24 protein-coding genes are annotated in these 26313 nt (G+C 64.0%); 17 read left to right on the top strand and 7 right to left on the bottom strand.

The window, feature by feature from the left end; translation table 11 throughout:
* The 12 genes from nuoG (at position 1) to CN97_RS16840 (ending at position 13642) form a co-directional block, all read left to right on the top strand.
* Entirely contained in the window at positions 1 to 2022 is a 2022-nt protein-coding gene (gene nuoG, locus CN97_RS16895) for an NADH-quinone oxidoreductase subunit NuoG (protein ID WP_035713898.1), read from the top strand.
* Between the two features lie 153 nt (positions 2023 to 2175).
* Positions 2176 to 3213, top strand: a complete 1038-nt coding sequence (gene nuoH / locus CN97_RS16890) for an NADH-quinone oxidoreductase subunit NuoH (protein WP_035713896.1) — start codon at positions 2176 to 2178, stop codon at positions 3211 to 3213.
* Between the two features lie 49 nt (positions 3214 to 3262).
* A complete protein-coding gene (nuoI, locus tag CN97_RS16885) occupies positions 3263 to 3757 on the top strand; it encodes an NADH-quinone oxidoreductase subunit NuoI (protein ID WP_035713893.1) in 495 nt (164 codons plus the stop codon).
* Positions 3758 to 3764: 7 nt separating this feature from the next.
* Complete coding sequence (locus CN97_RS16880) at positions 3765 to 4172, top strand: carboxymuconolactone decarboxylase family protein (protein ID WP_035713892.1); 408 nt, start codon at positions 3765 to 3767, stop codon at positions 4170 to 4172.
* 2 nt (positions 4173 to 4174) lie between these two features.
* Complete coding sequence (locus CN97_RS16875) at positions 4175 to 4783, top strand: NADH-quinone oxidoreductase subunit J (RefSeq protein WP_035713891.1); 609 nt, start codon at positions 4175 to 4177, stop codon at positions 4781 to 4783.
* Between the two features lie 77 nt (positions 4784 to 4860).
* Positions 4861 to 5166 carry an NADH-quinone oxidoreductase subunit NuoK gene (gene nuoK / locus CN97_RS16870; RefSeq protein WP_035713889.1) on the top strand — a complete coding sequence of 102 codons (306 nt, stop codon included), beginning with the start codon at positions 4861 to 4863 and terminating at the stop codon, positions 5164 to 5166.
* A gap of 3 nt (positions 5167 to 5169) precedes the next feature.
* Positions 5170 to 7386 carry an NADH-quinone oxidoreductase subunit L gene (nuoL, locus tag CN97_RS16865; RefSeq protein ID WP_035713887.1) on the top strand — a complete coding sequence of 739 codons (2217 nt, stop codon included), beginning with the start codon at positions 5170 to 5172 and terminating at the stop codon, positions 7384 to 7386.
* On the top strand, positions 7386 to 8930 hold the full coding sequence (locus CN97_RS16860) for an NADH-quinone oxidoreductase subunit M (protein WP_035713885.1): 1545 nt from the start codon (positions 7386 to 7388) through the stop codon (positions 8928 to 8930). The genes nuoL and CN97_RS16860 overlap by 1 nt, the downstream gene beginning before the upstream one ends.
* Before the next feature lie 16 nt (positions 8931 to 8946).
* Positions 8947 to 10386, top strand: coding sequence for an NADH-quinone oxidoreductase subunit NuoN (gene nuoN / locus CN97_RS16855; protein ID WP_088217076.1), 1440 nt, complete (start codon positions 8947 to 8949; stop codon positions 10384 to 10386).
* A 19-nt stretch (positions 10387 to 10405) separates the two neighbouring features.
* Entirely contained in the window at positions 10406 to 11164 is a 759-nt protein-coding gene (locus CN97_RS16850) for a biotin--[acetyl-CoA-carboxylase] ligase (RefSeq protein ID WP_035713883.1), read from the top strand.
* Positions 11165 to 11176: 12 nt separating this feature from the next.
* Entirely contained in the window at positions 11177 to 11956 is a 780-nt protein-coding gene (locus CN97_RS16845) for a type III pantothenate kinase (protein ID WP_035713880.1), read from the top strand.
* Positions 11957 to 11965: 9 nt separating this feature from the next.
* The gene (locus tag CN97_RS16840) at positions 11966 to 13642 is read left to right on the top strand and encodes a ribonuclease J (RefSeq protein WP_035713877.1); all 1677 of its coding nucleotides are present in this window, start codon (positions 11966 to 11968) and stop codon (positions 13640 to 13642) included.
* Positions 13643 to 13645: 3 nt separating this feature from the next.
* Here CN97_RS16840 and CN97_RS16835 read toward each other — a convergent pair whose 3' ends face one another.
* Entirely contained in the window at positions 13646 to 14452 is an 807-nt protein-coding gene (locus CN97_RS16835; RefSeq protein ID WP_035713875.1) for an AraC family transcriptional regulator, read from the bottom strand.
* A 133-nt stretch (positions 14453 to 14585) separates the two neighbouring features.
* Here CN97_RS16835 and CN97_RS16830 point away from each other — a divergent pair, with 133 nt between their 5' ends.
* On the top strand, positions 14586 to 15806 hold the full coding sequence (locus CN97_RS16830; RefSeq protein ID WP_035713873.1) for an MFS transporter: 1221 nt from the start codon (positions 14586 to 14588) through the stop codon (positions 15804 to 15806).
* A gap of 53 nt (positions 15807 to 15859) precedes the next feature.
* Here CN97_RS16830 and CN97_RS16825 read toward each other — a convergent pair whose 3' ends face one another.
* The 3 genes from CN97_RS16825 to CN97_RS16815 all read right to left on the bottom strand — a co-directional run bounded on the left by CN97_RS16825 (position 15860) and on the right by CN97_RS16815 (position 19040).
* Positions 15860 to 17098: a saccharopine dehydrogenase family protein gene (locus tag CN97_RS16825; protein ID WP_035713871.1), complete on the bottom strand. Its 1239-nt coding sequence runs from the start codon at positions 17096 to 17098 to the stop codon at positions 15860 to 15862.
* A 52-nt stretch (positions 17099 to 17150) separates the two neighbouring features.
* Positions 17151 to 18245 carry a carboxynorspermidine decarboxylase gene (locus CN97_RS16820; RefSeq protein ID WP_035713869.1) on the bottom strand — a complete coding sequence of 365 codons (1095 nt, stop codon included), beginning with the start codon at positions 18243 to 18245 and terminating at the stop codon, positions 17151 to 17153.
* Between the two features lie 183 nt (positions 18246 to 18428).
* Positions 18429 to 19040, bottom strand: coding sequence for a GcrA family cell cycle regulator (locus tag CN97_RS16815; protein WP_035713867.1), 612 nt, complete (start codon positions 19038 to 19040; stop codon positions 18429 to 18431).
* 380 nt (positions 19041 to 19420) lie between these two features.
* Here CN97_RS16815 and CN97_RS16810 point away from each other — a divergent pair, with 380 nt between their 5' ends.
* Genes CN97_RS16810 through argF form a run of 3 tightly spaced genes read left to right on the top strand, consistent with a single transcriptional unit; the run spans position 19421 to position 22087 of the window.
* On the top strand, positions 19421 to 20617 hold the full coding sequence (locus tag CN97_RS16810) for an aspartate aminotransferase family protein (RefSeq protein WP_035713865.1): 1197 nt from the start codon (positions 19421 to 19423) through the stop codon (positions 20615 to 20617).
* Positions 20610 to 21161: a GNAT family N-acetyltransferase gene (locus CN97_RS16805; RefSeq protein WP_051911362.1), complete on the top strand. Its 552-nt coding sequence runs from the start codon at positions 20610 to 20612 to the stop codon at positions 21159 to 21161. The genes CN97_RS16810 and CN97_RS16805 overlap by 8 nt, the downstream gene beginning before the upstream one ends.
* Positions 21161 to 22087, top strand: a complete 927-nt coding sequence (gene argF, locus CN97_RS16800) for an ornithine carbamoyltransferase (RefSeq protein ID WP_035713862.1) — start codon at positions 21161 to 21163, stop codon at positions 22085 to 22087. The genes CN97_RS16805 and argF overlap by 1 nt, the downstream gene beginning before the upstream one ends.
* Positions 22088 to 22149: 62 nt before the next feature.
* Here argF and CN97_RS16795 read toward each other — a convergent pair whose 3' ends face one another.
* Positions 22150 to 22536: a hypothetical protein gene (locus CN97_RS16795; protein WP_035713860.1), complete on the bottom strand. Its 387-nt coding sequence runs from the start codon at positions 22534 to 22536 to the stop codon at positions 22150 to 22152.
* 118 nt (positions 22537 to 22654) lie between these two features.
* On the opposite strand from CN97_RS16795, the gene CN97_RS16790 reads away from it, so the two are divergent.
* Positions 22655 to 23083, top strand: a complete 429-nt coding sequence (locus tag CN97_RS16790; RefSeq protein ID WP_035713857.1) for a VOC family protein — start codon at positions 22655 to 22657, stop codon at positions 23081 to 23083.
* Positions 23084 to 23105: 22 nt separating this feature from the next.
* Here the strand turns inward: CN97_RS16790 and hrpB are convergent, their stop codons facing one another.
* Complete coding sequence (hrpB, locus tag CN97_RS16785; protein ID WP_035713855.1) at positions 23106 to 25571, bottom strand: ATP-dependent helicase HrpB; 2466 nt, start codon at positions 25569 to 25571, stop codon at positions 23106 to 23108.
* Complete coding sequence (locus tag CN97_RS16780) at positions 25571 to 26299, bottom strand: DUF3108 domain-containing protein (protein ID WP_051911360.1); 729 nt, start codon at positions 26297 to 26299, stop codon at positions 25571 to 25573. The genes hrpB and CN97_RS16780 overlap by 1 nt, the downstream gene beginning before the upstream one ends.
* Positions 26300 to 26313 lie beyond the last annotated feature (14 nt).

Raw genomic sequence — 26313 nt, 5'->3', positions numbered from 1 at the left:
ATGTCGAATATCAGGAAAATCTCCATCGACGGCCTCGTCTATGAAGTGGACGGCGCGATGACCATCCTGCAGGCCTGCGAGGTCGCCGGGATCGAGGTGCCACGCTTCTGCTACCACGAGCGGCTGTCCATTGCGGGCAACTGCCGGATGTGTCTTGTCGAGGTAGTCGGTGGCCCTCCGAAGCCGACGGCATCCTGCGCGATGCAGGTGAAGGATCTGCGTCCCGGCCCGAACGGCGAGCCGCCGGTGGTCAAGACCAATTCACCCATGGTCAAGAAGGCCCGCGAAGGGGTGATGGAGTTCCTGCTCATCAACCACCCGCTCGACTGCCCGATCTGCGATCAGGGCGGCGAATGCGACCTTCAGGACCAGGCGATGGCCTATGGCGTGGACTTCTCCCGCTACCGTGAGCCGAAGCGCGCGACCGAGGATCTGAACCTCGGCCCGCTGGTCGAGACGCATATGACGCGCTGCATCTCCTGCACGCGCTGTGTCCGGTTCACCACCGAAGTCGCCGGGATCACCCAGATGGGCCAGACCGGCCGGGGTGAGGACAGCGAGATCACCAGCTATCTCAACCAGACGCTCGACAGCAATATGCAGGGCAACGTGATCGACCTGTGCCCGGTCGGCGCGCTGGTGTCGAAGCCCTATGCCTTCACCGCGCGTCCCTGGGAGCTGACCAAGACCGAGACCATCGACGTGATGGATGCGCTCGGCTCCAATATCCGCGTGGACACCAAGGGGCGGGAAGTGATGCGCATCCTGCCGCGTAACCATGACGGCGTGAACGAGGAGTGGATCTCCGACAAGACACGCTTTGTCTGGGACGGGTTGCGCCGCCAGCGGCTGGACCGGCCCTATGTGCGTGAAAATGGCAGGCTGCGTCTGGCAACCTGGGGCGAGGCTCTGCAGAAAGCCGCCGCCGCGATGAAGGGCAGGAAGGTTGCCGCCCTGGTCGGCGATCTTGCTCCGGTAGAGGCGATCTATGCTCTCAAGGAGCTCGTCCAGGGCCTTGGAGGCAATGTGGAATGCCGGACGGACGGGGCGAAGCTGCCCGCCGGCAACCGGTCGGGCTACGTCGGCACCGCCCGGATCGAGGATCTGGAAAACGCGGAACTGATCCAGCTCATCGGCACTGATCCGCGTAATGAATCGCCCGTCCTGAACGCGCGTATCCGCAAGGCGTGGATCAACGGAGCGAAGGTCGGCCTGATAGGTTCCGCGGCTGACCTGACCTATACCTATGACTATGCCGGCCCGGGGCGCGCCGCGCTGCGGGAGCTCGCCGAGAAGGATATCTCGGAGGAGACCAAGGCGAAATCCAGCGTCGTCGTCATCGGGCAGGGCGCCTTGACGGAGGCGGATGGCGCAGCGGTGCTCTCTCAGGCAATGCGGCTGGCGGAGAATACCGGCTCCGGCTTCCTCGTGCTGCACACTGCGGCGAGCCGTGTGGGCGCCATGGATGTCGGCGCGGTGACCGAGGGCGGGATGGATGCTGCGCTCAACGGTGCGGAGGTCATCTACAGCCTCGGTGCCGACGAGGTGGAGATCGCGCCCGGCCCGTTCGTCATCTATCAGGGCCACCACGGCGATCGGGGCGCGCATCGGGCGGATATCATTCTGCCGGGCGCCGCCTATACCGAGGAAGCCGGGTTGTTCGTCAATACCGAAGGCCGCCCGCAACTCGCGCTCCGCGCGGGCTTCCCGCCGGGGGAGGCGAAGGAGAACTGGGCGATCCTGCGGGCGCTTTCGGCCGAACTCGGCGCGACGCTCCCCTATGACTCGCTGGCAGCCCTGCGCCGGAAGCTGGTGGCGGAAGTGCCGCATCTCGCGCGCATCGACGAGGTGCCCGAGAACGCCTGGCAGCCGCTCGACCCCGCTGCACCGGCTGATGCCGATTTCCGTCCGGTGATCAAGGACTTCTACCTGACCAACCCCATTGCCCGGGCGTCGCAGCTGATGGCGGAGCTTTCCGCGCTTGCTGCGTCCCGGCGCTCGCCCGCCATGGCGGCGGAGTAACGTCCCGTGATCCGGTTCGACCCCACTGACAACTACAGCATCCGGGCTGGCATCTGCAGGCCGGATGCTGTTAACAGCAGCGTGACCGGAGGGAGCGAGTCTCTCTCCCCGGCCGACCCAGCGATGACCGACGGTCAATGAACGTGAGGCAAGATGGCTGACTTCTTCTCCACTACCGCAGGGACCATCGTCCTCCTCGTCGGTCAGTCCCTTCTGGTCGTCGCTTTTGTGATGCTTTCGCTGATCTATCTGGTCTATGGCGACCGGAAGATCTGGGCGGCGGTCCAGATGCGCCGCGGGCCGAACGTCGTCGGTCCCTGGGGGCTGTTCCAGACCTTCGCCGACGCTCTGAAATATGTCCTGAAGGAGATCGTGGTTCCGGCAGGTGCCGACAAATTCGTCTTCTTCCTCGCACCGCTCCTGTCCTTTGTCCTGGCGATCCTCGGCTTCGCCGTGATCCCGTTTGCGGATGGCTGGGTGCTTGCCAATATCAACGTCGCCATCCTGTTTCTTTTCGCCATCTCCTCGCTGGAGGTTTACGGCGTGATCATGGGCGGATGGGCGTCGAACTCAAAGTATCCGTTCCTCGGCTCGCTCCGGTCTGCGGCACAGATGATTTCCTACGAGGTTTCTCTCGGGCTGATCATCATCGGCGTGGTGATCTCCACCGGCTCGCTGAACCTCTCCGCCATCGTACATGCGCAGAGCGGCTCGGCGGGATTGTTCAACTGGTACTGGCTGCCCCATCTGCCGATGGTCGTGCTGTTCTTCATCTCTGCCCTGGCCGAGACGAACCGCCCGCCCTTCGACCTGCCCGAAGCGGAATCCGAACTGGTGGCGGGCTTCATGGTCGAATATTCCTCGACGCCGTATCTGCTGTTCATGGCGTCGGAATACATCGCCATCTGGCTGATGTGTGCGCTTATCTCCATCCTGTTCTTCGGCGGCTGGCTCTCGCCCATCCCGGGTCTGCCGGACGGTGCGATCTGGATGTTCCTGAAGATGTGTTTCTTCTTCTTCCTCATCGCGATGGTGAAGGCGATCGTGCCGCGTTACCGCTATGACCAGCTCATGCGGATCGGCTGGAAGGTATTCCTTCCGCTGTCGCTGATCTGGGTCGTCCTCATCGCCTTCCTTTCGCGCTACGAAGTGCTCGGTCACTTCTGGGCCCGCTGGTCGATGGGGGGCTGAGAATGAAACGGCAGCCGACGAAACAGACGCCGAAGGAAAGGGCGCACTGATGGCCACCATAAACTATGCGCGCGCAGCGAAGTACTTCCTGATGACCGATTTCATCAAGGGCTTCGGCTTGGGTCTGAAGTACTTCTTCGCCCCGAAGGAGACGGTGAACTATCCGTTCGAGAAGGGCCCGCTGTCTCCCCGCTTCCGGGGGGAGCATGCCCTGCGCCGCTATCCGAACGGCGAGGAGCGTTGCATCGCCTGCAAGCTGTGCGAAGCGATCTGCCCGGCGCAGGCCATCACGATCGACGCCGAACCGCGGGAGGACGGATCCCGCCGGACCACGCGCTATGACATCGACATGACGAAGTGCATCTACTGTGGCTTCTGCCAGGAGGCATGTCCCGTGGATGCGATCGTCGAAGGCCCCAACTTCGAGTTTTCCACCGAGACGCGGGAGGAGCTGTTCTACGACAAGGCGAAGCTTCTCGACAACGGCGCCCGCTGGGAAGCCGAGATCGCCCGTAACCTCGAGCTTGACGCTCCCTATCGGTGAGGCAGACATGAGCGACGACTTCTCCCGCATGTTCAAGGCGATGCTGGAAAGCAGCCAGGAGATGGCGCGCTCGCTCAATCCGGCGCTGGAAGACTTCCGCATGCCGGGCTTCGACGAACTGATGCCGACCATGTCCAAGAACTTCATGGAGATGGCCTTCGGCAGGACATTCAATCGCGAGGGGCTGGACAGCAAGACCCGCCTGCTCGTCATCATCGCCGCGCTCACCATGCTCGGCGCGCAGGCGGAGCCGCAGTTGAAGCTCACCATCCGCCACGCGCTGGAAGCGGGCGCGACCAAGCGGGAGATCGCGGAAGTGATCTACCAGATGGGCATGTTCGGCGGGCTGCCGTCGATGAACCGGGCGCTGGAGATCGCGCAGAGCGTCTTCGGGGCCAAGGGAACAGAAGAATGACGATGCTAACCTTTGCCTTCTATCTCTTCGCCATCACCACGGTGCTGGCCGGTCTTATGGTCGTGACGGCGCGGAACCCCGTGCATTCCGTTCTGTGGCTCATCCTGGCCTTCTTTGCTGCGGCGGGGCTGTTCGTCCTGCTCGGGGCGGAGTTCGTGGCGATGCTGCTGCTCATCGTCTATGTCGGCGCGGTTGCGGTGCTGTTCCTCTTCGTCGTCATGATGCTCGACGTCGATTTCGAGGAATTGAAGAGCGAGATGGTGCGGTACATGCCGCTTGGCCTGCTGATCGGCCTTGTCATCATCATGCAGCTCGCCATCGCTTTCGGAAGCTGGACCATGGCGCCGACGGCAGAGGCCGCACGGATGGCACCCGCGCCGGCGCCGGAGGTCATGCACAACACCGCAGCTCTCGGCCACCTGATCTATGACCGTTACGTCTACCTGTTCATGGCTTCGGCGCTGGTGCTGCTGGTTGCGATGATCGGGGCGATCGTTCTCACGCTGCGGCACCGGACGAATGTGAAGCGGCAGGACGTGATCAAACAGATGATGCGCGACCCGGCGACGGCGATCGAGCTCAAGGACATCAAGCCGGGGCAGGGACTCTGACCACCCCGACAGAACAAGGGCGGCCCGACCGCCGGTGAAGGCCGGCGCGGATGCGCCGGAAGCGAGGGACGAGGACGATGATCGGACTCACACATTATCTGACGGTGGCCTCGGCGCTGTTCGTCATCGGGATCTTCGGGATCTTCCTCAACCGGAAGAACGTGATCGTCATCCTGATGTCGATCGAGCTGATCCTGCTGTCCGTGAACATCAATTTGGTGACCTTCTCGGCCTTCCTCGGCGATCTCGTCGGGCAGGTCTTCACCCTGTTCGTGCTGACGGTCGCCGCGGCCGAAGCGGCGATCGGGCTGGCGATCCTGGTCTGTTTCTTCCGCAACCGCGGCACCATCGACGTCGAAGACGTCAACGTGATGAAGGGCTGAGGCATGGAAAAGATCATCGTCTTCGGCCCGCTTCTGGCGGCCATCGTCGGCGGCTTCGGCTGGAGGATCATCTCGGAGCGTGGGGCCCAGTTCCTCACCACGGGGCTGGTGTTCCTGGCCGCGATCCTCTCCTGGGTGCTGTTCCTGACCTATGATGGTGAGGCTTACCGTGTTCCGCTGATGACCTGGCTCGAGTCCGGTACGCTCTACGCGGACTGGTCGCTCCGCATCGACCGGTTGACGACGATCATGCTGATCGTGGTCAATACCGTGTCCGCGCTCGTGCACCTCTACAGCTTCGGCTACATGGCGCATGACGACAACTTCGGCGACACGCCCTACCGGGCGCGGTTCTTCGCCTACCTGTCGTTCTTCACCTTCACCATGCTCATGCTGGTGACATCGGACAACCTGCTCCAGATGTTCTTCGGTTGGGAGGGCGTCGGTGTCGCCTCCTACCTGCTGATCGGTTTTTACTACAAGAAACAGTCGGCGGGCGCTGCGGCGATGAAGGCGTTCATCGTCAACCGGGTCGGGGACTTCGGCTTTATCCTCGGCATTGCAGCGCTCTATTTCCTCGTGGATTCGATCCGCTTCGACGACATCTTCGCGGCGGCGCCCTCGCTCGCCACGACGGAGATCAGCTTCCTGTGGCGCGACTGGAACGCAGCGAACCTGACCGCATTTCTGCTGTTCATCGGCGCGATGGGCAAATCGGCGCAGCTGTTCCTCCACACCTGGCTTCCAGACGCCATGGAAGGTCCGACGCCGGTGTCCGCCCTGATCCACGCTGCCACCATGGTGACGGCGGGGGTGTTCCTGATCTGCCGGATGTCGCCGCTGATCGAGTTCGCGCCGGAGACCAAGACCTTCATCGTTATCATCGGTGCCTCCACCGCGTTCTTTGCGGCGACGGTTGGGCTCGTGCAGAACGACATCAAGCGCGTCATCGCCTACTCGACCTGTTCGCAGCTCGGCTACATGTTCGTGGCCGCCGGTGTTGGCGTCTATTCGGCGGCGATGTTCCACCTCTTCACGCACGCCTTCTTCAAGGCGATGCTGTTCCTGGGCGCCGGCTCCGTCATCCATGCGATGCACCATGAGCAGGACCTGCGGAACTACGGCGGATTGCGCAAGAAGCTGCCCGTCACGTTCTGGATGATGATGATCGGTACCCTTGCGATCACCGGGGTTGGCATTCCGCTCACCTATATCGGTTTCTCGGGTTTCCTTTCGAAGGATGCGATCATCGAGAGTGCCTGGGCCGGCGGCACGGGAGCATCGCAATATGCCTTCTGGATGCTGGTCATCGCGGCATTCATGACATCCTTCTACTCATGGCGTCTGATGTTCATGACCTTCTTCGGCAAGCCGCGCGATGCGCATGTCGTCGAGCATGAGGCAGAAGAGCCCGACAACCACGTGGCGGATGCACATTCCAGCCACCACGACAGCGACCATGGCCATCACGGCTCCGCTTACGACCATGCGCATGAAAGCCCACGGGTCATGCTGGTTCCCATGATCGTCCTGGCCTTCGGCGCGGTCTTTGCTGGGATGATCTGGCAAAAGCCCTTCTTCGGCGATCATCACGCGGTAATGGAGTTCTTCTCCATCCCGGCTGAGCATGAAGAAGTCGCGGCAGCCGATCATGGGGCAGCCGTTGAACCGCACGCTGAAACCGCCGCGGGTGAGGCCACTTCGGTCGAGACCAATGTTCCGGCGGAGGCGGCACCCGCGCCAGCGGAGCACGCGGCAGCCCCCGTGCAGGTGGGAGCGATCTACATGCACCCCGACAACCATGTGATGGACGATGCCCACCATGCCCCCGTCTGGGTCAAGGTTTCTCCGTTCATCGCAATGCTGCTGGGGTTGGGACTGGCCTATATCATGTACATTCGTGATCCGAGCCTTCCGGCACGTGTCGCTGCCACCAATCGCCCTCTCTACAAGTTCCTGCTGAACAAATGGTACTTCGACGAGATCTATCTGTTCCTCTTTATCCGACCGGCGCAGGCCATCGGCCGGTTCCTCTGGAAGAGCGGTGACGGCGCGACGATTGACGGCGGGATCAACGGGCTTGCCACCGGGATCATTCCGTTCTTTGCACGGCTCGCGGGGCGGCTGCAGTCGGGCTACCTGTTCCACTATGCCTTCGCCATGGTGGTCGGCATTGCCCTGCTCGTGACCTGGATGACGCTCTGGGGAGGAGCGCGCTGATGGAAAACCTCCTTTCGATCGTTACCTTCACGCCTCTCGTCGCGGCGATCATTCTCGCGCTGTTTCTGCGTGGCGACGATGCGGCAGCGCAGCGGAATGCCAAGTGGCTTGCGCTCATTGCAACGATAGCGACCTTCCTCGTCTCGCTGTTCATCCTAATCGGCTTCGATCCGTCCGATACCGGCTTTCAGTTCGTGGAGAACCGCGAGTGGATTCTCGGCCTTCGCTACAAGCTGGGTGTTGACGGGATCTCCGTACTCTTCGTCATGCTGACCACCTTCCTCATGCCGGTGACCATCGCGGCCTGCTGGGATGTCACCTACCGGGTGAAGGAGTACATGATCGCCTTCCTCGTGCTGGAAAGCCTGATGATCGGCGTCTTTGTGGCGCTGGATCTCGTGCTGTTCTACCTGTTCTTCGAAGCGGGCCTGATCCCGATGTTCCTCATCATCGGTATCTGGGGCGGGAAGGACAGGATCTACGCCTCGTTCAAGTTCTTCCTCTACACCTTCCTCGGATCGGTGCTGATGCTGGTGGCGATGGTGTCGATGTACTGGCAGGCGGGCACGACCGACATTCCGACATTGCTGAACCATCAGTTTGCATCCGCTCCGATCATGCTCTTCGGCTGGCAGATCATGGGTGGAGTGCAGACGCTGCTTTGGCTCGCCTTCTTTGCCTCTTTCGCGGTCAAGATGCCGATGTGGCCGGTCCATACCTGGTTGCCTGATGCGCACGTGCAGGCGCCCACCGGGGCGTCCGTCCTGCTGGCGGCGGTGATGCTGAAGATGGGTGGCTACGGCTTCCTGCGCTTCAGCCTGCCCATGTTCCCGGTGGCTTCCGACCTGCTCGCGCCGTTCGTGCTGTGGTTGTCGGTGATCGCGATCGTCTACACGTCGCTTGTCGCGCTTGTGCAGCAGGACATGAAGAAGCTCATTGCCTATTCGTCGGTCGCCCATATGGGATATGTGACAATGGGGATCTTTGCCGCCAACCAACAGGGCCTGGACGGAGCGATCTTCCAGATGATCAGCCACGGCTTTGTATCGGGGGCGCTCTTCCTCTGCGTCGGAGTGGTTTATGACCGGATGCACACGCGGGAGATTTCCGCCTATGGCGGTCTGGTGAACCGGATGCCCGCCTATGCGACGATCTTCCTGTTCTTCACCATGGCGAACGTGGGGCTGCCCGGCACATCCGGTTTCATCGGGGAGTTCCTGACGATTGTCGGCGTGTTCCAGGTGAACACCTGGGTCGCAACCCTTGCCGCGACCGGGGTGATCCTGTCGGCCTGCTATGCGCTCTGGCTCTACCGCCGTGTGGTGCTGGGTGATCTGGTCAAGGAAAGCCTCAAGTCCATCACCGACATGACCCGGCGCGAAAAGGCGATCTTCGCCCCGCTCGTCGCCATGACACTTCTGCTTGGCGTGTATCCGTCGCTCGTCACCGACATCATCGGGCCTTCCGTGGCCAATCTGGTGCAGGGTTACGAGACGGCGGTCGCCCAAGCTGGCGAGGCCGCGACGCGGCTCGCCCAGAACTGAACCGAAGGACCGCGCCATGATCTCTGCCGATATCGCCATCGTCCTGCCGGAGCTGCTGCTCGCGGCCTATGCGATGCTCGCGCTGCTCTTCGGGGTCTATACGGGCAAGGATGCGACCGCCACGCTGATCACCTGGGTGACGGCGGTGGTGATGGTTCTCCTCGCGTTCTGGATCGGCCTCGGCGGCGGCACGCGGCTCGCCTTCGGAGGGATGTTCATCGACGATGCCTTCTCGCGGTTTGCGAAGGCAGTCATTCTGATCTCCGGTGCTTTCGTGCTGGTCATGGGCCGGGACTATCTTGCCAAGCACGACCTGCTCCGTTTCGAATATCCGGTGCTGTTCGCTCTGGCGACCGTCGGGATGATGGGGATGGTTTCTGCCGGCGATCTGATGTCGCTCTACCTTGGACTTGAGCTTCAGTCGCTGGCGCTTTACGTGCTCGCGGCGATCCGGCGGGACAACCTCAAATCCACGGAGGCGGGGCTGAAGTACTTCGTGCTCGGCTCGCTGTCTTCGGGGATGCTGCTTTACGGCGCATCGCTCGTTTACGGTTTTGCGGGGACGACGTTGTTCAGCGGCATCACGGAAGCCGTCCGGGGATCCGAGCAGCTGCCGCTCGGCCTGCTCTTCGGGCTGGTGTTCATGCTCGCCGGTCTGGCGTTCAAGATTTCTGCCGTGCCCTTCCACATGTGGACGCCCGATGTCTACGAAGGTGCGCCGACTCCGGTCACTGCCTTCTTCGCCACGGCGCCCAAGGTCGCTGCCATGGCGCTCATCGCCCGGCTCGTTCACGGCGCCTTTGGCAATGTGGCGGGAGACTGGGGCCAGATCGTGGCATTCCTGTCGGTTTGTTCCATGTATCTCGGTTCCATCGGTGCGATCGTACAGACGGATATCAAGCGCCTGATGGCCTATTCCTCCATCGCCCACATGGGGTATGCGTTGATGGGTCTCGCGGCGGGAACGAGCTTCGGGATTCAGGCGATGCTCGTCTATATGGCGATCTACGTCACCATGAACATTGGTGCCTTTGCCTTCATCCTGTCGATGGAGCGGGATGGCCGTCCGGTGAGCGACATCGACTCGCTCCGTCAGTTCAGCAGACACGAACCGCTGAAGGCGCTGGCCCTGCTCGTGCTGTTCTTCAGCCTCGCGGGTGTGCCGCCCTTCATCGGCTTCTTCGGGAAGTTCTATGTCATCATGGCGGCGGTCGAGGGCAACATGACCTGGCTCGCGGTCCTGGGTGTCATCGCATCGGTGATCGGCGCCTATTACTACCTGCGTATCGTCTACTACATGTATTTTGGAGAAGAGGGCGCAGGCGTTGAGAGCCGGATGGGGCCGGTGCAATGGGTGATGTTGATGGGTTCGGCGGCAATCATGCTTGTCGGCGTCATCAACCTGTTCGGCATCGAACCCTATGCGCAGGCCGCAGCCACGGCGCTTGTCCCCTGAGGATGACGGGCCTCGAAGCATGACGGGGGTGGCCGATTGGCCGGCGGGCATCGGGCGGCGCGTCCATGCCGAACTGGACAGCACGCTGAACGAGGCGGCGCGTATCGCGCCGTCGCTCTCGGCACCAGCATGGATTCTCACCTATAACCAGACGCAGGGACGGGGCCGGCGCGGTCGACCATGGTCCATGCTGTCGGGCAACTTCGCCGGGGCGCTGGTGCTCCGCCCGCAGGAACCGCCGGCGACGGTGGCGCTCCGTTCCTTCGTGGCCGCGCTGGCCCTTGCTGACGCCTTGGGTGGGGTGACGGGCCGGCCGGAGCTCCTTGCGCTCAAATGGCCCAATGACGTGCTGCTCGCCGGGGGCAAGGTTGCCGGCATTCTGCTGGAAGGGATCGGGCAGGGCGCTCAGGTCAGCCATCTGGCCATCGGTATTGGCGTCAATCTGGCAGAGGCACCCCCTGTGGAGGAGCTGGAGCCGCATGCCGTGCATCCGGTGAGCCTGCTGGGGGTCACGGGCGTGCGGATCGCGCCCGAGGAATTCCTGACGGCTCTCGCCCGCAGCTATGCAGCGCGCGAGGCCGCCTTTGTGACGCAAGGCTTCGCTCCCATTCGGGAGGCATGGCTTGCACGCGCCGCGCGGCTGGGAGAGCGGATCACCGCGCGCACAGGCGGTACAGAGACGACGGGGATTTTCGAGACAATCGACGCGCAGGGCGCCCTCGTCCTCGCGACGTCGGAGGGGCGGCGGGCGATTCCCGCCGCGGAAGTGTTCTTCTGAGGGGAGAAGGCCATGCTGATGGCGATCGATTGCGGCAACACCAATACGGTGTTCTCGATCTGGGACGGCACGCGCTTCATCGCCACGTGGCGCACCGCGACGGATCATCGTCGCACGGCGGATCAATACTGGGTCTGGATCAAGCAGCTCATGACGCTGAACCAGATCGACGCGGATGTGACGGAGGTCATCATCTCCTCCACCGTGCCGCGTGTCGTGTTCAACCTCAGGGTGCTGTGCAACCGGTATTTCGACTGTCGCCCGCTGGTCGTGGGCAAGCCAGAATGCCGCCTTCCGAACCAGCCGAGGGTCGATGCCGGGACACTCGTCGGTCCGGACCGGCTGGTGAATACGGCGGGGGCCTATGACCGGCACGGGGGAGACCTGATCGTTGTCGACTTCGGCACGGCCACCACCTTCGATGTCGTGGACAGCGATGGGGCCTATATCGGCGGGGTGATCTCTCCGGGTGTGAACCTGTCGATGGAGGCGCTCCACATGGCTGCGGCCGCCCTGCCGCATGTGGATGTCACCAAGCCCGAGCACGTGATCGGAAGGAACACCGTCGCCTGCATGCAATCCGGCATATTCTGGGCCTATGTCGGTGTGGTGAAGGAGATCTGCGCGCGGATCCGGGCGGAAAGAGGCCGTTCCATGCTGGTGATCGGCACCGGGGGGCTTGCGCCTTTGTTCGCGACCGGCGAAGACCTGTTCGACCGTCTTGAAGACGACCTGACGATGCACGGGCTGCGCATCATCAACGATTACAACAAGGACACACCCCGCGAATGAGGGATACGCATGAGTGAACGGCTGATCTTCCTGCCCCTGGGCGGCGCCGGCGAAATCGGCATGAACGCCTATGTCTTCGGCTACGGGCCGGCGGGTCGGGAGCGGCTGATCCTCGTCGATCTGGGCGTGACCTTCCCCGATATGGAGACGACGCCTGGCGTCGATCTCATCATGGCGGATGTTTCGTGGCTGACCCAGCGGGCCGACCGGCTGGAGGCGATCTTCATCACCCATGCGCATGAGGATCACCTTGGCGGCATCGGTCATCTCTGGCCCAGGCTGAAAGCGCCTGTCTATACCCGCGCCTTTACCGGCGTTCTCGCCCGGCTGAAGCTGGAGGAGCAGGGTCTGGGGACAGATATGCTCCACATCGTCGGTGCCTATCCCGAGCAGGTGGAGGTGGGCCCGTTCCGTGTCTCCTTCATGCCGGTATCGCATTCCATCCCGGAAAGCGCTGCCCTGGTCATCGACACGCCCGCCGGCCGGGTGGTCCACTCCGGGGATTTCAAGCTCGACGGGACGCCCGTCGTCGGTGAGCCTTTCGATGCCGCCGCCTGGCACGCGATGGCACGGGCGAATGGCAAGGTGCAGGCCTTCACCTGTGACTCGACGAATGTCTTTTCGCCCCGTCCGGGCCGGTCTGAGGCGACGCTGGCCGCGCCGCTGCACGACCTTGTGGTGAATGCGCGCGGCATGGTGGTGGCGACGACGTTCGCCTCCAACGTCGCGCGGTTGAAGACGCTGGCGGACGCGGCGGTGGCCGCCGGGCGCTCTGTCTGCCTGCTGGGACGCGCGATGCGCAAGATGGTGGCGGCAGCGGTCGAAGCCGGCGTTCTGACGGATTTCCCCCAGACCGTGTCGCCAGAGGACGCGGCGAGCATGCCGCGAGACAACGTGATGCTCATTGTCACGGGCAGTCAGGGTGAGCGGCGGGCGGCTGCGGCACAACTGTCGCGAGGGCGCTATCTGGGGCTGGAGTTGAAGGAGGGCGATCTGTTCCTCTTCTCCTCCCGCACTATTCCGGGCAACGAGCGCGGCGTGATCCGCATCATGAACGCGCTCTCGGAAATGGGCGTGGATGTGGTCGATGACAGCGATGGCCTATACCACGTTTCCGGCCACGCCAACCGGCCGGACCTGGAGGCGGTGCATGATCTGGTCTCCGCCCGCATGGTCATCCCGATGCATGGCGAGCATCGCCACCTGCGGGAACATGCAAAGCTGGTTGCCGCCAAGGGTATCCCGTCGGAGATCGTGACCAATGGCATGATGATGGACCTCTCCGGCGATCGGCCCCGCGTGGTCGAGCATGTGGAGACGGGGCGGCTCTATCTCGACGGCAACGTGCTGATCGGTGCGACGGACGGCGTGGTGCGCGATCGCATTCGCATGGCGCTGAACGGTCATGTGCTCATCACCGTCATCATCGACGACGAGGGCGAAATCCTCGGCGATCCCTGGGCGGAGGTCATGGGCCTGCCCGCACGCGGGCGGAGCGGCGGCGCGGTGGAAGAAGTCATCGAGCAGGCGCTGGCCGACCTGCTGGAGAAGGTGTCGCACAAGGTCATCGCGGATGACGGCAAGCTCGATGAGGCGATCCGCCGTCAGGTGCGCCAGACATCCATGCAGGAAATCGGCAAGAAGCCCGAAGTCACCGTAGTGGTCAGCCGTCTGCTGGAGGAGTGAGCGTCACACCTTGATGCCGTAGGTGCGGGGCGGACTGCCCAGCATCCTGCGGAACATCGTGGTGAATGCGGCAACGCTTTCATAGCCAAGGTCAAGCGCCACCGTGGTCACCGGCTGCCCCGCGGCAAGCCGGGGCAGGGCGGCGAACAGGCTCGCCTGCTGCCGCCAGCGGGACAGGCTCAACCCGGTTTCCTGCTGAAAGTGACGGGTGAAGGAGCGGCGGCTCATCCCGGCCCGCGCGGCCCAATCGTCGATGGCGACATGGGCATCCGGCGAGGCGATGAACTCGCGGCAGAGCCGGGCAAGCCGCGGATCGGTCGGAAAGGCAAGTGCAAGCGGCCGTTCCGAAAGACGCGGTATTTCATGCAGCAGCAGATGGTTGACGAGCGTATCCCGGGCGTCCAGCGGCCCGAGCGGTGGAAGGGCGGCTGCTGCCTTCAGCAGTTCGCGCATCAGCGGCGTGACATGCACGACCCTGATGGCCTCCGGCAAGGCAGGATGCGCTCCGGGCAGGACATAGGCGGACCGCATCCGCACATTGCCGAGCATCTCGACCGAATGCACCGTTTCCGCGGGCAACCAGAGGGCATGATCTTTCGGCACCATCCAACGCCCGGCATCTGCACGAACGAGCAGAACCCCCTCCAATGCGTGGATGAGCTGGGAACGGCTGTGTTTGTGTGGTGGAACCAGCTGGTAATCCGGGTAATCTGCCGCCGCGGCGATCACCGGCGCGCTGGAAATGTCCAGCGCATCCAGAGTGGGCTGCGGAACGGCAGTCTGCTCGCGATAGCTCGGATCCGCCTCCATGCTCTCCTCCCTTGGCCCAGATGCGAAAGTCTTTGACCAAAGCACGAAAGAACTCGATTCGGAACTGCCTTAAGAACGGGCGAAAGTATTAATTGGAGCCTCTCCCTTGTCTGATGTGCCCATAACCCCGGATATGGCGGCACCGCTGCAGCCTGCACAACCCGCCCCGCGGCGGCGCCTGGATAGCACGACCTGGTCTATCATCCTCGCCGTCAGCCTGTGCCATATGCTGAACGATGTGATGCAGTCGTTGCTCGCGGCGATCTATCCGCTGCTGAAGGCCGATTTCGCGCTGGATTTCTGGCAGATCGGCGCATTGACGCTGGCGTTTCAGGGAACGGCCTCGCTTCTGCAGCCCGCGATTGGCATCTATACCGACAAGAACCCCTTGCCGATGTCGCTGCCCTGGGCATCCGTTCTTACCTTTCTGGGATTGATGGTGCTCTCAGTGGCGGGCAGCTATGCGACACTGCTTGTCGGCGCCTCGCTGGTGGGCATCGGTTCGGCCATCTTCCATCCTGAGGCGTCGCGCGTTGCCCGCTTCGCTTCGGGCGGCCGTTATGGCACGGCGCAGTCGCTTTTCCAGGTGGGCGGCAACTTCGGAACTTCGCTCGGGCCGCTTCTTGCAGCGTTCATCGTCGTGCCGCTCGGGCGTCCGGCGGTGGCGTGGTTTGGTGTGCTGGCGCTCATTGCGGGCTTCGTGCTCTATCGCGTCGGACTTTGGTATCGCGATATCCGCGAGGAGCTGCAGGCCCGCAAGGTGGCCGACAAGACCTTGCCGCTTCCCCGGGCACGGGTGATGTGGTCGATCGGGATCCTCGCCTTCCTCGTGCTGACGAAGAACGCCTATATGGCGGGGATGACCAGCTTCTACACCTTTTACCTGATCGACACCTTCGGCCTTGGTACGCAGGCGGCTCAGGTGATGCTGTTCCTGTTCCTCGGTGCCGTCGCGGTCGGCACCATCCTGGGCGGGCCCTTTGCCGACAGGTTCGGCCCGCTGGTGGTGATCTGGGTCTCCATCCTCGGCGTGCTGCCCTTCACGCTGCTGCTCCCTCATGCGAACCTGTTCTGGACAGGCGTGCTGACAGTCGTGATCGGTGTGATCCTGGCCTCCGCCTTCTCCGCGATCGTCGTCTTTGCCCAGGAACTGTTGCCGGGCCGGGTCGGGATGGTTGCGGGTATCTTCTTCGGTCTGTCCTTCGGGTTGGGGGGGATCGCTGCCGCATTGATCGGCCTTGCGGCAGACAGCCACGGGATCGCGAGCGTCTACCACGTCCTTGCATGGCTCCCCGCGTTTGGTGTGCTAACGATCTTCCTGCCGAAATCCGCAGAACTGCGGCGCAAGAGCTGATACGAAAAGGGCGCCTCCCGGGCGCCCTTCCTCAATACGGGGCTTTCACCCTCTCAATAGTCCAGCGGCCTGTCGCCGTCCTTGTCCTTCACGCGGGTCGGCAGGCCCAGACGGTCGAGTTCCTTCAGGAACGGCAGGGGTGGCAGCTCCTCCACATTGACCATCTTGCGCACGTCCCAGTCGCCACGTGCGATCAGGATCGCAGCTGCGACCGGCGGCACGCCCGCGGTGTAGGAAATGCCCTGGCTGCCGACTTCCTCATAGGCTTCCTTGTGATCCGCGACGTTGTAGATGAACACTTCCGCGGCGTCGCCATTCTTGGTTCCGGTCACGAGATCACCGATGCAGGTCTTGCCCTCGTAGTCGGGGGCGAGGCTTGCGGGGTCGGGCAGCACGGCCTTCACCACCTTCAGCGGTACGACCTCCTGTCCCTCAGCCGTCTTGACTGGCTTTTCGGAGAGCAGACCCAGATTCTTCAGGACGGTGAACACATTGATGTAATGGTCGCCGAAGCCCATCCAGAAGCGCACATCGGCCTTTGGATAGTTGGCGGAGAGGGAATGCACCTCATCATGGCCCGTGAGATAGGCCTTTTGCTTGCCGACGACCGGCAGGTCCCATTCGCGACCTACCTCGAACATGCTGTTCGACTGCCACTGGCCATCCTGCCAGGAATAGACCGTGCCGGTGAACTCGCGGAAGTTGATTTCCGGGTCGAAATTGGTGGCGAACCAGCGACCATGCGACCCCGCGTTGATGTCCACGATGTCGATCGACTTCACCTCATCCACATAGCGGTCAGCGGCGAGGCGGGCATAGGCATTGACCACGCCGGGATCGAACCCTACGCCGAGGATCGCGGTGACACCCGCTTGCGCCACGCGCTCCCGACGCTGCCATTCGTAGTTGCCATACCATGGCGGCGTCTCGCAGATCTTCGCGGGGTCTTCGTGGATGGCGGTGTCCATATAAGCCGCGCCGGTCTGGATGCAGGCTTCCAGCACAAACATGTTCACGAAGGCCGAACCGACATTGATGACGATCTGCGCACCCGTCCTCTCGATCAAAGCAGCGACCGCACCGGTATCCATCGCGTCGACGGCATGACCTTCGAACACGCCGGGAACCTTGAGGGCGCTCTTCTCATGCACGCTTTCGATGATCGCATCGCATTTCGCCTTGGTGCGCGACGCGATGTGGAGGTCGCCGAGAAGGTCGTTGTTCTGGGCGCATTTATGCGCGACGACCTGCGCCACGCCTCCGGCTCCGATGATGAGGACGTTCTTCTTCATTCCATGAGGCCTCGTTGGTCTGAGGGTGAAGGCCCCGCTAGGGGGCGCGGGGTCAGGAGAGCGCGGCGGCGAATTCGTCGTAGCCGAAGTCGCGCACCTCGGTCAGGGTTCCATCCAGTTCGCGAATGGCGATGGAAGGCATCTTCACGCCGTTGAACCAGTTCTTCTTGACCATCGTGTAACCGGCGGCGTCCTGGATCGACAACCGGTCACCGGCTTTCAGGGCCTGGGGGAAGCGGAACTCGCCGAAGATGTCGCCGGCAAGACAGGATTTCCCGCAGACCATCCATTCCTCAGGCCCTTCGTTCGGCTCCACCTTGGCGGACTGGCGGTAGATCAGCAGGTCGAGCATGTGCGCCTCGATGGAGCTGTCCACGATGGCGAGGTTCTTCCCGTTATGCAGCGTGTCGAGCACCGTCACCTCAAGCGTGGTGGATTTGGTGATCGCCGCTTCCCCCGGCTCCAGATAGACCTGAACGCCGAAGGTCTCGGAAAACCGCTTCAACCGCTCAGCGAGTTTCATCAGGGGATAACCCTCGCCGGTGAAATGAATGCCGCCGCCCAGCGAAATCCAGTCCAGTTGCCGGATCAGCCCGCCGAAGCGTTGCTCGATCAGGCCCAGCATTTCGTCAAATCGCTCGAAACTCTCGTTCTCGCAATTGTTGTGGAACATGAAGCCGGAGATGGCGTCCAGATGCGGTTCGATCCGCTGGGGATCCCATTCGCCCAGCCGCGAGAAGGGCCGCGCCGGATCCGCCAGATCAAAGCCGGAGGTGGAAACGCCGGGATTTACCCGCAGGCCGCGGACATGACCCTCCGACACGTCGCGGAAGCGTTCCAGCTGCCCCGCCGTGTTGAAGATGATCTTGTCGGAATTGGCCAGAACCTCGTCGATCTCGTCAGGCGCCCAGGCGACGGAATAGGCATGCGTCTCCCCCGGAAACTTCTCGCGTCCGAGTTTCACCTCATAGAGCGAGGAGGAGGTGGTGCCATCCATGTAATCCGACATGAAATCGAAGACCGACCAGGTGGCGAAGCACTTGAGCGCCAGCAGTGCCTTGGCGCCGGAGGCTTCGCGCAGCGCGGCGATCTTCTCCATGTTGGGCAGGAGCAGCGCCTTGTCGATCACGTAGCAGGGTGTCTGCATGGGAGCCTCCTACGGCGTCAGGGCGAGCGACCGCGCCGCCCGAGGAAGGCGACGAAATAGTCATTTTTCCCCGCCGTCTCAAGTCCCCGGGGCAAATTGCCGCTGAATCTGCCCTGCCGAAGCAACAGGATGATGACGCCCGCGCGATATGCACGGGCGTTCGATCAGCGAGAGGCGTGCGATCTAGCGGCGGCGGTCCCGGCGGGCGGACATCGGTTGGAACGCCACGCTCACATGCGCCTCGCAGTACGGCTTTCCGGGAGCAGCGGCATGGCCGCAGAACCAGAAATCCTCTGTCGCCGGGTCACCGATCGGCCATTTGCAGGTCCGTTCGGTCAGTTCCAGCAAGGTGAGCTTGCGGGCCCGCTTCTCCACCTCGCGGGCAGAGGCAAGCGTCTCCGGGCTGATCTCGTTGGTAGAGGGCTGCGGCGGAAGCGGTTGCAGACCGTTCGTCACCGGGCGGCGGGTGGAAAGCTGCGTCGGGGGCGGGGGCGCGACACGCGGTTGCGGCTCGATACGGCTCGGCTCGGCCCGTACAGGTTCGGGTTCCGGCTCCGGCACGCTCTCGACGGTAACCTCGATCACCGTTTCCTGCACCACGATCTCCTCGACCGTTTCGACGACGGTCTCCTCGTCCTTCTCACCCGGTCCACGGTTGGAAAGGCCGAGCCGATGGACCTTGCCGATGACCGCATTGCGCGTGACACCGCCAAGTTCCTTGGCGATCTGGCTGGCGCTCTGGCCTTCGCCCCACATCCGCTTCAGGGTCTCGACGCGTTCGTCGGTCCAGGACATTCAGTGCCTCCGGCTGAAAGCCGCGATCCCGGCTGCGCCAGAGGGCGCACCGGCAAGCGGCAAAATTCGGGTTCTTGGCGCCGCATTCTAAGCGGGACACGGCGAGATACAAGCGACAGGCCGACGATTCAAGCAGAACCGCACCAAACGCCACTTTCGTCGAGATGAGCACCGCGAAAAAGATTTACAACCCTGCACCGAGCCGTTATCCGCGTCACATGATCGCGAAGCTCCGCCTTTCCCTGCCGAGCCGACGTCGTCGCAACCGCGTCTGACGTCCCGATCGCCGTGCGCCTGCCGCACACCTTCTTTCAAGCCACCGTCGTTGACTCGCCCCCGCCGCTTTGGCACCTCTGGGGCGCATTTCAGAGGATGATCCCATGATCACGTCCGTCCTGCCGACCTACAACCGCGCACCACTTTCCTTTGTGAAGGGCGAAGGCGTCTGGCTGATGGAGGCAGGCGGGGAGCGATATCTCGACCTCGGCGCCGGCATCGCGGTGAACGTGCTCGGCCACGCCAATCCCGCGCTGACGGAAGTGTTGTCCGAACAGGCGCACAAGCTCTGGCATACCTCGAACCTCTACATCGTGCCCGAGCAGCAGCGGCTGGCCGATCTGCTGGTCGCGCATACTTTCGCAGACACGGTATTCTTCACCAATTCCGGGACGGAAGCGGCGGAACTGGCCATCAAGATGGCGCGGAAATACTGGTATGACGGGGGCGATACGGAAAGGGTGGAGATCATCACCTTCGAGGGCTGCTTCCATGGCCGCTCCTCCGCCGCCATTGCGGCTTCCGGCGCCGAGAAGATGGTGAAAGGCTTCGGTCCGCTGCTCCCGGGGTTCGTCCACCTGCCATTTGGCGATATCGCCGCGGTGAAGGCCGCGATCACGGAAAAGACTGCGGCGATCCTGCTCGAACCCATACAGGGGGAAGGCGGTATCCGCCCCTTCGGCGATGCCTTCCTGAAGGAACTCCGCGCCCTTTGTGATACGACCGGTACGCTCCTCATCCTTGACGAGGTTCAATGCGGTGTCGGGCGCACCGGCAAGCTCTTTGCCCACGAATGGGCCGGAATCACGCCGGATATCATGATGGTGGCCAAGGGGATCGGTGGCGGCTTCCCGCTCGGGGCCGTGCTGGCGACGGAGGCTGCTGCGCGCGGGATGACGGCGGGTACTCATGGCTCGACCTACGGCGGCAACCCGCTGGGCTGCGCGGTGGGGGCGAAGGTCATGGATATCGTGGCCGATCCGGCGTTTCTTGAGGCGGTCAACCACAAGGCCGGGTTCTTCCGCCAGAAGCTGGAGGGGCTTGTCGCGGCGCATCCCGAGGTTTTCGAGGAAGTGCGCGGGCAGGGCCTTATGCTGGGCCTCAAATGCCGCATCGCTCCCGCCGATCTGGTGACTGCGGGCTATGCGGAAAAGGTGCTGACCGTCGGCGCCGCCGATAACGTCGTTCGCCTGCTGCCCGCGCTGAACATCGCGGAGGCAGAGATGGCCGAGGCGGTGGAACGGCTCGACCGCGCCGCCGCCGCTCTCTCCCCCGAGAAGAAGGCGCAGCCCGGTGATTGAGGCCCGGCCCCCTTCCGCCGCCGGCAGTGAGGCAGTGACCGGCATCCGGCTGGCTCCGGTCACGCCTGCGGACCTGCCGCTTCTCGGCTCGTGGCTCCGCCTGTCGCATGTCCGCCGCTGGTGGGACGCGCCGGAGGAGCAACTGGCCCGCATCGGGGATCGGATCGGATCGCCTCTGATCTCGCAGCAGATTGCCAGCTATTGCGGGCGACCGTTCGGCTACGTGCAGCACTACCGCCTGCAGGACTGGCCGGGCGGGAGCGGCGGTCTGCCGTCGGGTGCGCGGGGCATCGACCTGCTGATCGGACCCGCGGACCGGCTTGGCCGGGGCTTGGGGTCCGGCCTGCTCCGGGCGCTCTCCGTGACGCTCTTTGCGGAGGGTGTGCCCGCTCTTGCGGGCGATCCGGACCCGGCGAATATTGCAGCTGTTCGGGCCTTTCGCCGGGCGGGATTCCGCGAGTATGCTGCCGCTTCCGACATGCCGCCCATAATGGTGCTTTCCGCCAATCCGACGCCGGCTCAAAACGACGAAAGACAAGCCTGATGAGTAGCTTCCTCGACATTCATACCACGTCGCCTGAAGACTTGCGGGGCATGATCGACAGCGCCCGCGCGATGAAAGTGGCACGCAACGGGCGTCCCAAAGGCGCTGAGGATGACGAATTGCCTCTGAAGGGCCGCATGGTCGCGCTCATCTTCGAGAAGCCCTCCACCCGGACCCGCGTCTCCTTTGACGTCGGCGTGCGCCAGATGGGCGGTGAGACCATGGTGCTGTCGGGCAAGGAAATGCAGCTCGGCCATGGCGAGACGATTGCCGATACCGCGCGCGTGCTGTCCCGCTATGTCGATCTGATCATGATCCGCACGTTCGAGGAGGCGACGCTCTACGAAATGGCAGAACATGCGTCCGTCCCCGTCATCAACGGTCTCACCAACCGGACGCATCCCTGCCAGATCATGGCCGATGTGATGACCTATGAGGAGCATCGCGGAAATATCGCGGGCCGCAAGGTTGTGTGGTGTGGCGATGGCAACAACGTCTGCGCCTCGCTTATCCATGCCGCAGGACAGTTCGGTTTCGACTTCACCTTCTCCGGGCCGCCGCCGCTGGATCCGGAGCGGGAATGGCTGGATTTCGCGCGTTCCCGGGGGGTGGAGGCAGAGATCGTGCGCGATCCGGCCCGCGCGGTGGAGGGTGCCGATCTGGTCGTGACCGACACCTGGGTGTCGATGCACGATCCCCAATCGGCGCGGGAGCGGCGGCACAATCAGCTTCGCCCCTATCAGGTGAACGAGGCGCTCATGGCTCATGCAAAGCCCGATGCGCTTTTCATGCATTGCCTGCCCGCCCATCGTGATGATGAGGTGACGAGCGCTGTGATGGACGGGCCGCATTCTGTCGTCTTCGATGAGGCCGAGAACCGGCTCCACGCCCAGAAGGCCGTCATGCGGTGGTGCCTCGACGTCTGACCGAGGACAGACGGGGGGTTCAAGGCCGACCGCCGCCCGGGCGCTCTAAACTCCTCGCCAGCCTACGTCCTTCCGGGTCCGGGGGCGGGGATATCGTATTCCTGCCCCTCCACCATAATCCGCGCGGCGCGGATCGTTTCCCCGCCCGACATCACGCCCACCACCTGAGCGGCCTCGCCTGCCTGCGGCGGCACTGCCGACAGGCCCGAATGGCTGATCTGAAGTTGCGAGCCGAGCAGTACGTGCCACTGATGCCCGTCGCTGTCTTCCAGCGTCATGTCCGGCTCAGGGGCGAACAGGTTCACCGCACGGACAGCGCCGTTGATCGTCACCTGATCCTGCCGATCGGTAGACCGAAGCGCATGGGCCAACTGCGGCGCAGCGTGATAGGCGAGCGCGGCAAGGAGAAACGTGGCAAGGCCGAGCCGCCCGATATCTGTCATCGTCATCCCGCCCCCTTTCCTGACCATGAAGAGCATAGTCCGGGCAGGCAAAGGCGGGGAATCACGCTTGCTTGACCCTGTGGACCGCGGCCTATCTTGTCTCTTGGCGCAGGAGGGGCAGGACATGGAAACCGAAAAATTGCATCGCGGGCGGCTGATCGACCATCTTCAGCTTGTTGTCCGCGACCTGGAGGCGAGCCGCAGGTTCTATGCTGCGGTGCTGGAGGTCTTGGGTATTCCGATTGGCGGAGAAGGAGAGGGCTTCTTCTGGGCGGACGAGCTGTTCGTCTCCTCCGCCGACAGTCCGGCGGCACTGGGGAACCTCACCGGGCGGCATCATCTGGCCTTTCAGGCGGAGGACGAAGCGCAGGTGCGTGCGTTTCATGCCGCGGGGCTTGCGGCGGGGGGCACCGACAACGGCGGTCCGGGCGAGCGGCCCTATCACCCCGGTTACTATGCTGCGTTCCTGCTGGATCCGGATGGAAACAATATCGAAGCCGTGTTCCATGGCCCCGCGCGCCGCAGCGCGGCTTCTGTGGTCGTGGAGTTCTGAACGCTTCGGAGAGGCAGGTGCGTCAGGCCGTCTGTCCGCGGGGTTTTGCCCGCAAGGTCGGTTCTGCTTGGGTCGGATCCTCGGGCCACGGGTGGCGGGGATACTGGCCCCGCATGTCCTTGCGCACGTCCGCATAGCTCGTGGCCCAGAAACGCGGCAGGTCGGTCGTCACCTGTACAGGGCGGCGCGCTGGAGAAAGTAGCGTGACGCGGAGCGGCAGCCGCTTCGGCCCGATGGCGGGATGCTCCGTCACGCCGAACATTTCCTGCAATCGCACCTCGATGCCCGGCACGCCGCCGCGATAGTCGAGCGGGATGCGGTTGCCGAGGGGTGTGGTGAAGTGGCCGGGCGCCAACCTGTCGAGGGTCTGCATCTCCTCCCACCCCAGCATCTGACGGAGCGGTTCCAGCGGGTCGAGCGCCTTCAGATCTCCCGCCGACCGCCGCCCCGCCAGATGCGGCAGGAGCCAGTCCTGCACCCCTGCGGTCAGCCCGGCGTCGGACATGTCGGGCAGGTCCACACCCTCCGCCCGAAGCAGTTCGACGCGCGCGCGAAACCGCTCCGCCGCCTCCGTCCAGCCGAGGGAGGAGAGACCCAGATCGCGCACCCCGTCCAGCAGCGCCTCTGCCACCCGTTCCTCCGGCGCGTCCTGCCAGATGCGGTCGCCGAGGATGATGGACCCCAGCCGCTCCTGACGCCGGGCGATGACGCGACGCTCACGCGGTGACCAGAGACAGACATCCTCCCAGCCGATGCGCTCGCCGTGAAAGCGCCGCACACCCGCCTCGGTGATGTCCACGGCCTGCCGGATCGTCGGCTCCCGGGCGGTACCGCTCAGATCGGTCGCGATCAGCAGGCGCTGGCCCGCCATCGGGTCGCCCGCCGCGATGGTCACGCCCTTGCCCCCCGACAGCAGCCAACGCGGTGTTTCGCCCTTGCGCCGGAGACCGATGCGGTCGGGATAGGCGAGGGAGGCCATTTCGCCGGGTGTCATCTCCGGCCCTTCGGCCTCCGTCAGCCGGGAGAGCCGCCGCGCTTCCTGCCGGATCGTTTCTACCGTCGCGCGATCGGCAGGCCAGGGGCGGCGGTCGGCATAGGCGCGCAGGTCGTGCACGGCCTCCAGCCGCAGAGAGAGATCCGCGGGCGCCCCCCGGAGGGGGTCCCGCGCCGCCATCAGCGCTGCCAGCGGCGCGGCCTTCCGGCCCGAGAGCAGCAGCATATGGCCAAGGCGGGGGTGCAGCGGTATGGGGGCCAGTTGCCGCCCGTGTTCCGTGACGCGCCCCGCATCATCCAGCGCTCCGAGATCATGCAGCAGCGCCCGTGCTTCGGCCAGCGCAGGCGCGGGCGGCGGGGTCAGGAAGGCCAGCCCGCCACCGTCCGAGGTGCCCCAGAGCGCGAGTTCCATGGCAAGCGGAGCAAGATCGGCCGTCTCCATCTCAGGTGGTGGAAAGGCGGGAAGCGCGCCTTCCTCCCCCTTGGCCCAGAGGCGGTAGCATATGCCCGGCGCCACGCGACCTGCGCGGCCCCGGCGCTGCTCCGCTTCCGCCCGGGTCACCCGCTCCGTCACGAGGCGGCTCATGCCTGAACCGGGATCGAACCGTGCCCGCCGCGCACGCCCCCCATCCACCACGACACGCACGCCTTCGATGGTCAGGGATGTTTCCGCGATGGCGGTGGAGAGCACGATCTTGCGCCCCTGTGTTGCGGGGGCGATGGCGGCACGCTGCTCCGCGAAGGGGAGCGCCCCGTAGAGCGGGCGCACCGTCGCGCCCGGGATGTCGAGCAGCGCGGCGACCTGCCTGATCTCTCCCTCTCCGGGAAGAAAGACGAGGATGTCGCCCTCCGTCTCCGCTGCCGCCTGCGTGACGAGCGCGGCAATGGCGGGAGCGAGGCGGGTTCCGGCGCGCAGTGGCGCGGGCAGCCAGCGCGTCTCTACCGGAAAGGCCCGGCCTTCCGAGGTGACAAGCGGTGCGTCCTCCAGCAGCCGCGCGACGGGCGCCGCATCCAGCGTCGCGGACATCACGATGACGATGAGCTCGGGGCGCAGGGCGCTCCTTGCCTCCCATGTCAGGGCAAGGCCCAGGTCGGCGTTCAGGGAGCGTTCGTGAAACTCGTCAAAGATCACGGCACCTACACCGGACAACTCCGGATCGGACTGGATCATGCGGGTAAGAATACCCTCCGTCACGACCTCGATCCGGGTCTTCGGGCCAATGCGGCTTTCACCCCGGACCCGGTAGCCCACGGTTTCTCCCACTTTCTCGCCCAAGGTTTCGGCCATGCGTTCGGCTGCCGCGCGGGCGGCAAGGCGACGCGGCTCCAGCATCACGATCCGGCCTCTCACCTGCGGCAGCAGGGCGAGCGGCACCCGTGTGGTCTTGCCCGCGCCGGGCGGGGCCTGCAGGACGGCGCAGCCCGCCTTCGCCACTGCCTCCGACAGCGCGGGCAGAACGGCGTCGATGGGAAGCGGTGACCAGCCCTCAGCCATCAGCGCCGCGTCAGCACCGCTGCGCCATAAAGCGTGTCCATGCTGATCTGCGAGACCTGCATGATGCCCTGACCGGCTGGGACATAGGTCATCGTGAAGTTGAACACGGTCTTTTCCGCCATTTCCCGATCCGAGAATCCTGCCACCCGCTCATAACGCCCCGTGCAAAGGATCGCATCCCCCTGCGCGCGCGGATTGGACAGCGTAACACGGCTCCGGCGTTTGCCGTCGAACATGAACCCGTCGTATTTGCACACTTCCGCCGCAGGTGTGGGGCGAAGGCCGATCCAGATGGCGGTCAAGGGGTCGATGGTGCCGCCCTGGCTCGCGGGATCGACGGTATTCCTCCGACGGTCGCGTTCGGGCGGATCATATTCCACCACCTGCGGCGTGCCCCCCTGATAGCGCATGACGGAGCGGGACTTCCGCTTGCCGGTATCGGCATCCTCCGTGTAGCGGGAGGGGGTGTAGCGCCCGCCGCTCATGGTCCCCTGAACCTGCGCATCGTAGCGCATGGTGCGAAACAGTCCGACAAGCCCCGCGCTTTGAAGCCGCCCTGCAACGGAATAACCGCTCGCTGTGTCCTGCCCTGTCGTGGAAAGCGTCGCGGCGGGAATCCCCCGGATCCGCAGGTCAAAGGTGCTGCTCGTCTGTTGCGCCTTGGCTGACGCAAGGGGGAGGGCGGCCAGAAGGACGGCGGCGAGTGCGGTGCGGATGGGCAGGGGCATGGCATGTTTCTCCG

The organism is Haematobacter massiliensis (assembly GCF_000740795.1).
In the GTDB taxonomy this organism is placed as follows: Bacteria; Pseudomonadota; Alphaproteobacteria; order Rhodobacterales; family Rhodobacteraceae; genus Haematobacter; species Haematobacter massiliensis.
Note: the sequence above shows the minus strand (reverse complement) of the source record. Positions and strands in the feature narration are given on the sequence as shown.

Bases quoted from the DNA above. Each gene is read 5' to 3' on its own strand.
- CN97_RS16825 (WP_035713871.1), bottom strand. From the start codon at position 17,098: ATGAAGAAGAACGTCCTCATCATCGGAGCCGGAGGCGTGGCGCAGGTC.
- nuoN (WP_088217076.1), top strand. From the start codon at position 8,947: ATGATCTCTGCCGATATCGCCATCGTCCTGCCGGAGCTGCTGCTCGCG.
- CN97_RS16860 (WP_035713885.1), top strand. From the start codon at position 7,386: ATGGAAAACCTCCTTTCGATCGTTACCTTCACGCCTCTCGTCGCGGCG.
- CN97_RS16780 (WP_051911360.1), bottom strand. From the start codon at position 26,299: ATGCCCCTGCCCATCCGCACCGCACTCGCCGCCGTCCTTCTGGCCGCC.
- nuoH (WP_035713896.1), top strand. From the start codon at position 2,176: ATGGCTGACTTCTTCTCCACTACCGCAGGGACCATCGTCCTCCTCGTC.
- argF (WP_035713862.1), top strand. From the start codon at position 21,161: ATGAGTAGCTTCCTCGACATTCATACCACGTCGCCTGAAGACTTGCGG.
- CN97_RS16850 (WP_035713883.1), top strand. From the start codon at position 10,406: ATGACGGGGGTGGCCGATTGGCCGGCGGGCATCGGGCGGCGCGTCCAT.
- nuoG (WP_035713898.1), top strand. From the start codon at position 1: ATGTCGAATATCAGGAAAATCTCCATCGACGGCCTCGTCTATGAAGTG.
- CN97_RS16875 (WP_035713891.1), top strand. From the start codon at position 4,175: ATGCTAACCTTTGCCTTCTATCTCTTCGCCATCACCACGGTGCTGGCC.
- nuoL (WP_035713887.1), top strand. From the start codon at position 5,170: ATGGAAAAGATCATCGTCTTCGGCCCGCTTCTGGCGGCCATCGTCGGC.
- CN97_RS16835 (WP_035713875.1), bottom strand. From the start codon at position 14,452: ATGGAGGCGGATCCGAGCTATCGCGAGCAGACTGCCGTTCCGCAGCCC.
- nuoI (WP_035713893.1), top strand. From the start codon at position 3,263: ATGGCCACCATAAACTATGCGCGCGCAGCGAAGTACTTCCTGATGACC.
- CN97_RS16880 (WP_035713892.1), top strand. From the start codon at position 3,765: ATGAGCGACGACTTCTCCCGCATGTTCAAGGCGATGCTGGAAAGCAGC.
- CN97_RS16840 (WP_035713877.1), top strand. From the start codon at position 11,966: ATGAGTGAACGGCTGATCTTCCTGCCCCTGGGCGGCGCCGGCGAAATC.
- CN97_RS16790 (WP_035713857.1), top strand. From the start codon at position 22,655: ATGGAAACCGAAAAATTGCATCGCGGGCGGCTGATCGACCATCTTCAG.
- CN97_RS16795 (WP_035713860.1), bottom strand. From the start codon at position 22,536: ATGACGATGACAGATATCGGGCGGCTCGGCCTTGCCACGTTTCTCCTT.
- nuoK (WP_035713889.1), top strand. From the start codon at position 4,861: ATGATCGGACTCACACATTATCTGACGGTGGCCTCGGCGCTGTTCGTC.
- CN97_RS16830 (WP_035713873.1), top strand. From the start codon at position 14,586: ATGGCGGCACCGCTGCAGCCTGCACAACCCGCCCCGCGGCGGCGCCTG.
- CN97_RS16815 (WP_035713867.1), bottom strand. From the start codon at position 19,040: ATGTCCTGGACCGACGAACGCGTCGAGACCCTGAAGCGGATGTGGGGC.
- CN97_RS16810 (WP_035713865.1), top strand. From the start codon at position 19,421: ATGATCACGTCCGTCCTGCCGACCTACAACCGCGCACCACTTTCCTTT.
- hrpB (WP_035713855.1), bottom strand. From the start codon at position 25,571: ATGGCTGAGGGCTGGTCACCGCTTCCCATCGACGCCGTTCTGCCCGCG.
- CN97_RS16845 (WP_035713880.1), top strand. From the start codon at position 11,177: ATGCTGATGGCGATCGATTGCGGCAACACCAATACGGTGTTCTCGATC.
- CN97_RS16820 (WP_035713869.1), bottom strand. From the start codon at position 18,245: ATGCAGACACCCTGCTACGTGATCGACAAGGCGCTGCTCCTGCCCAAC.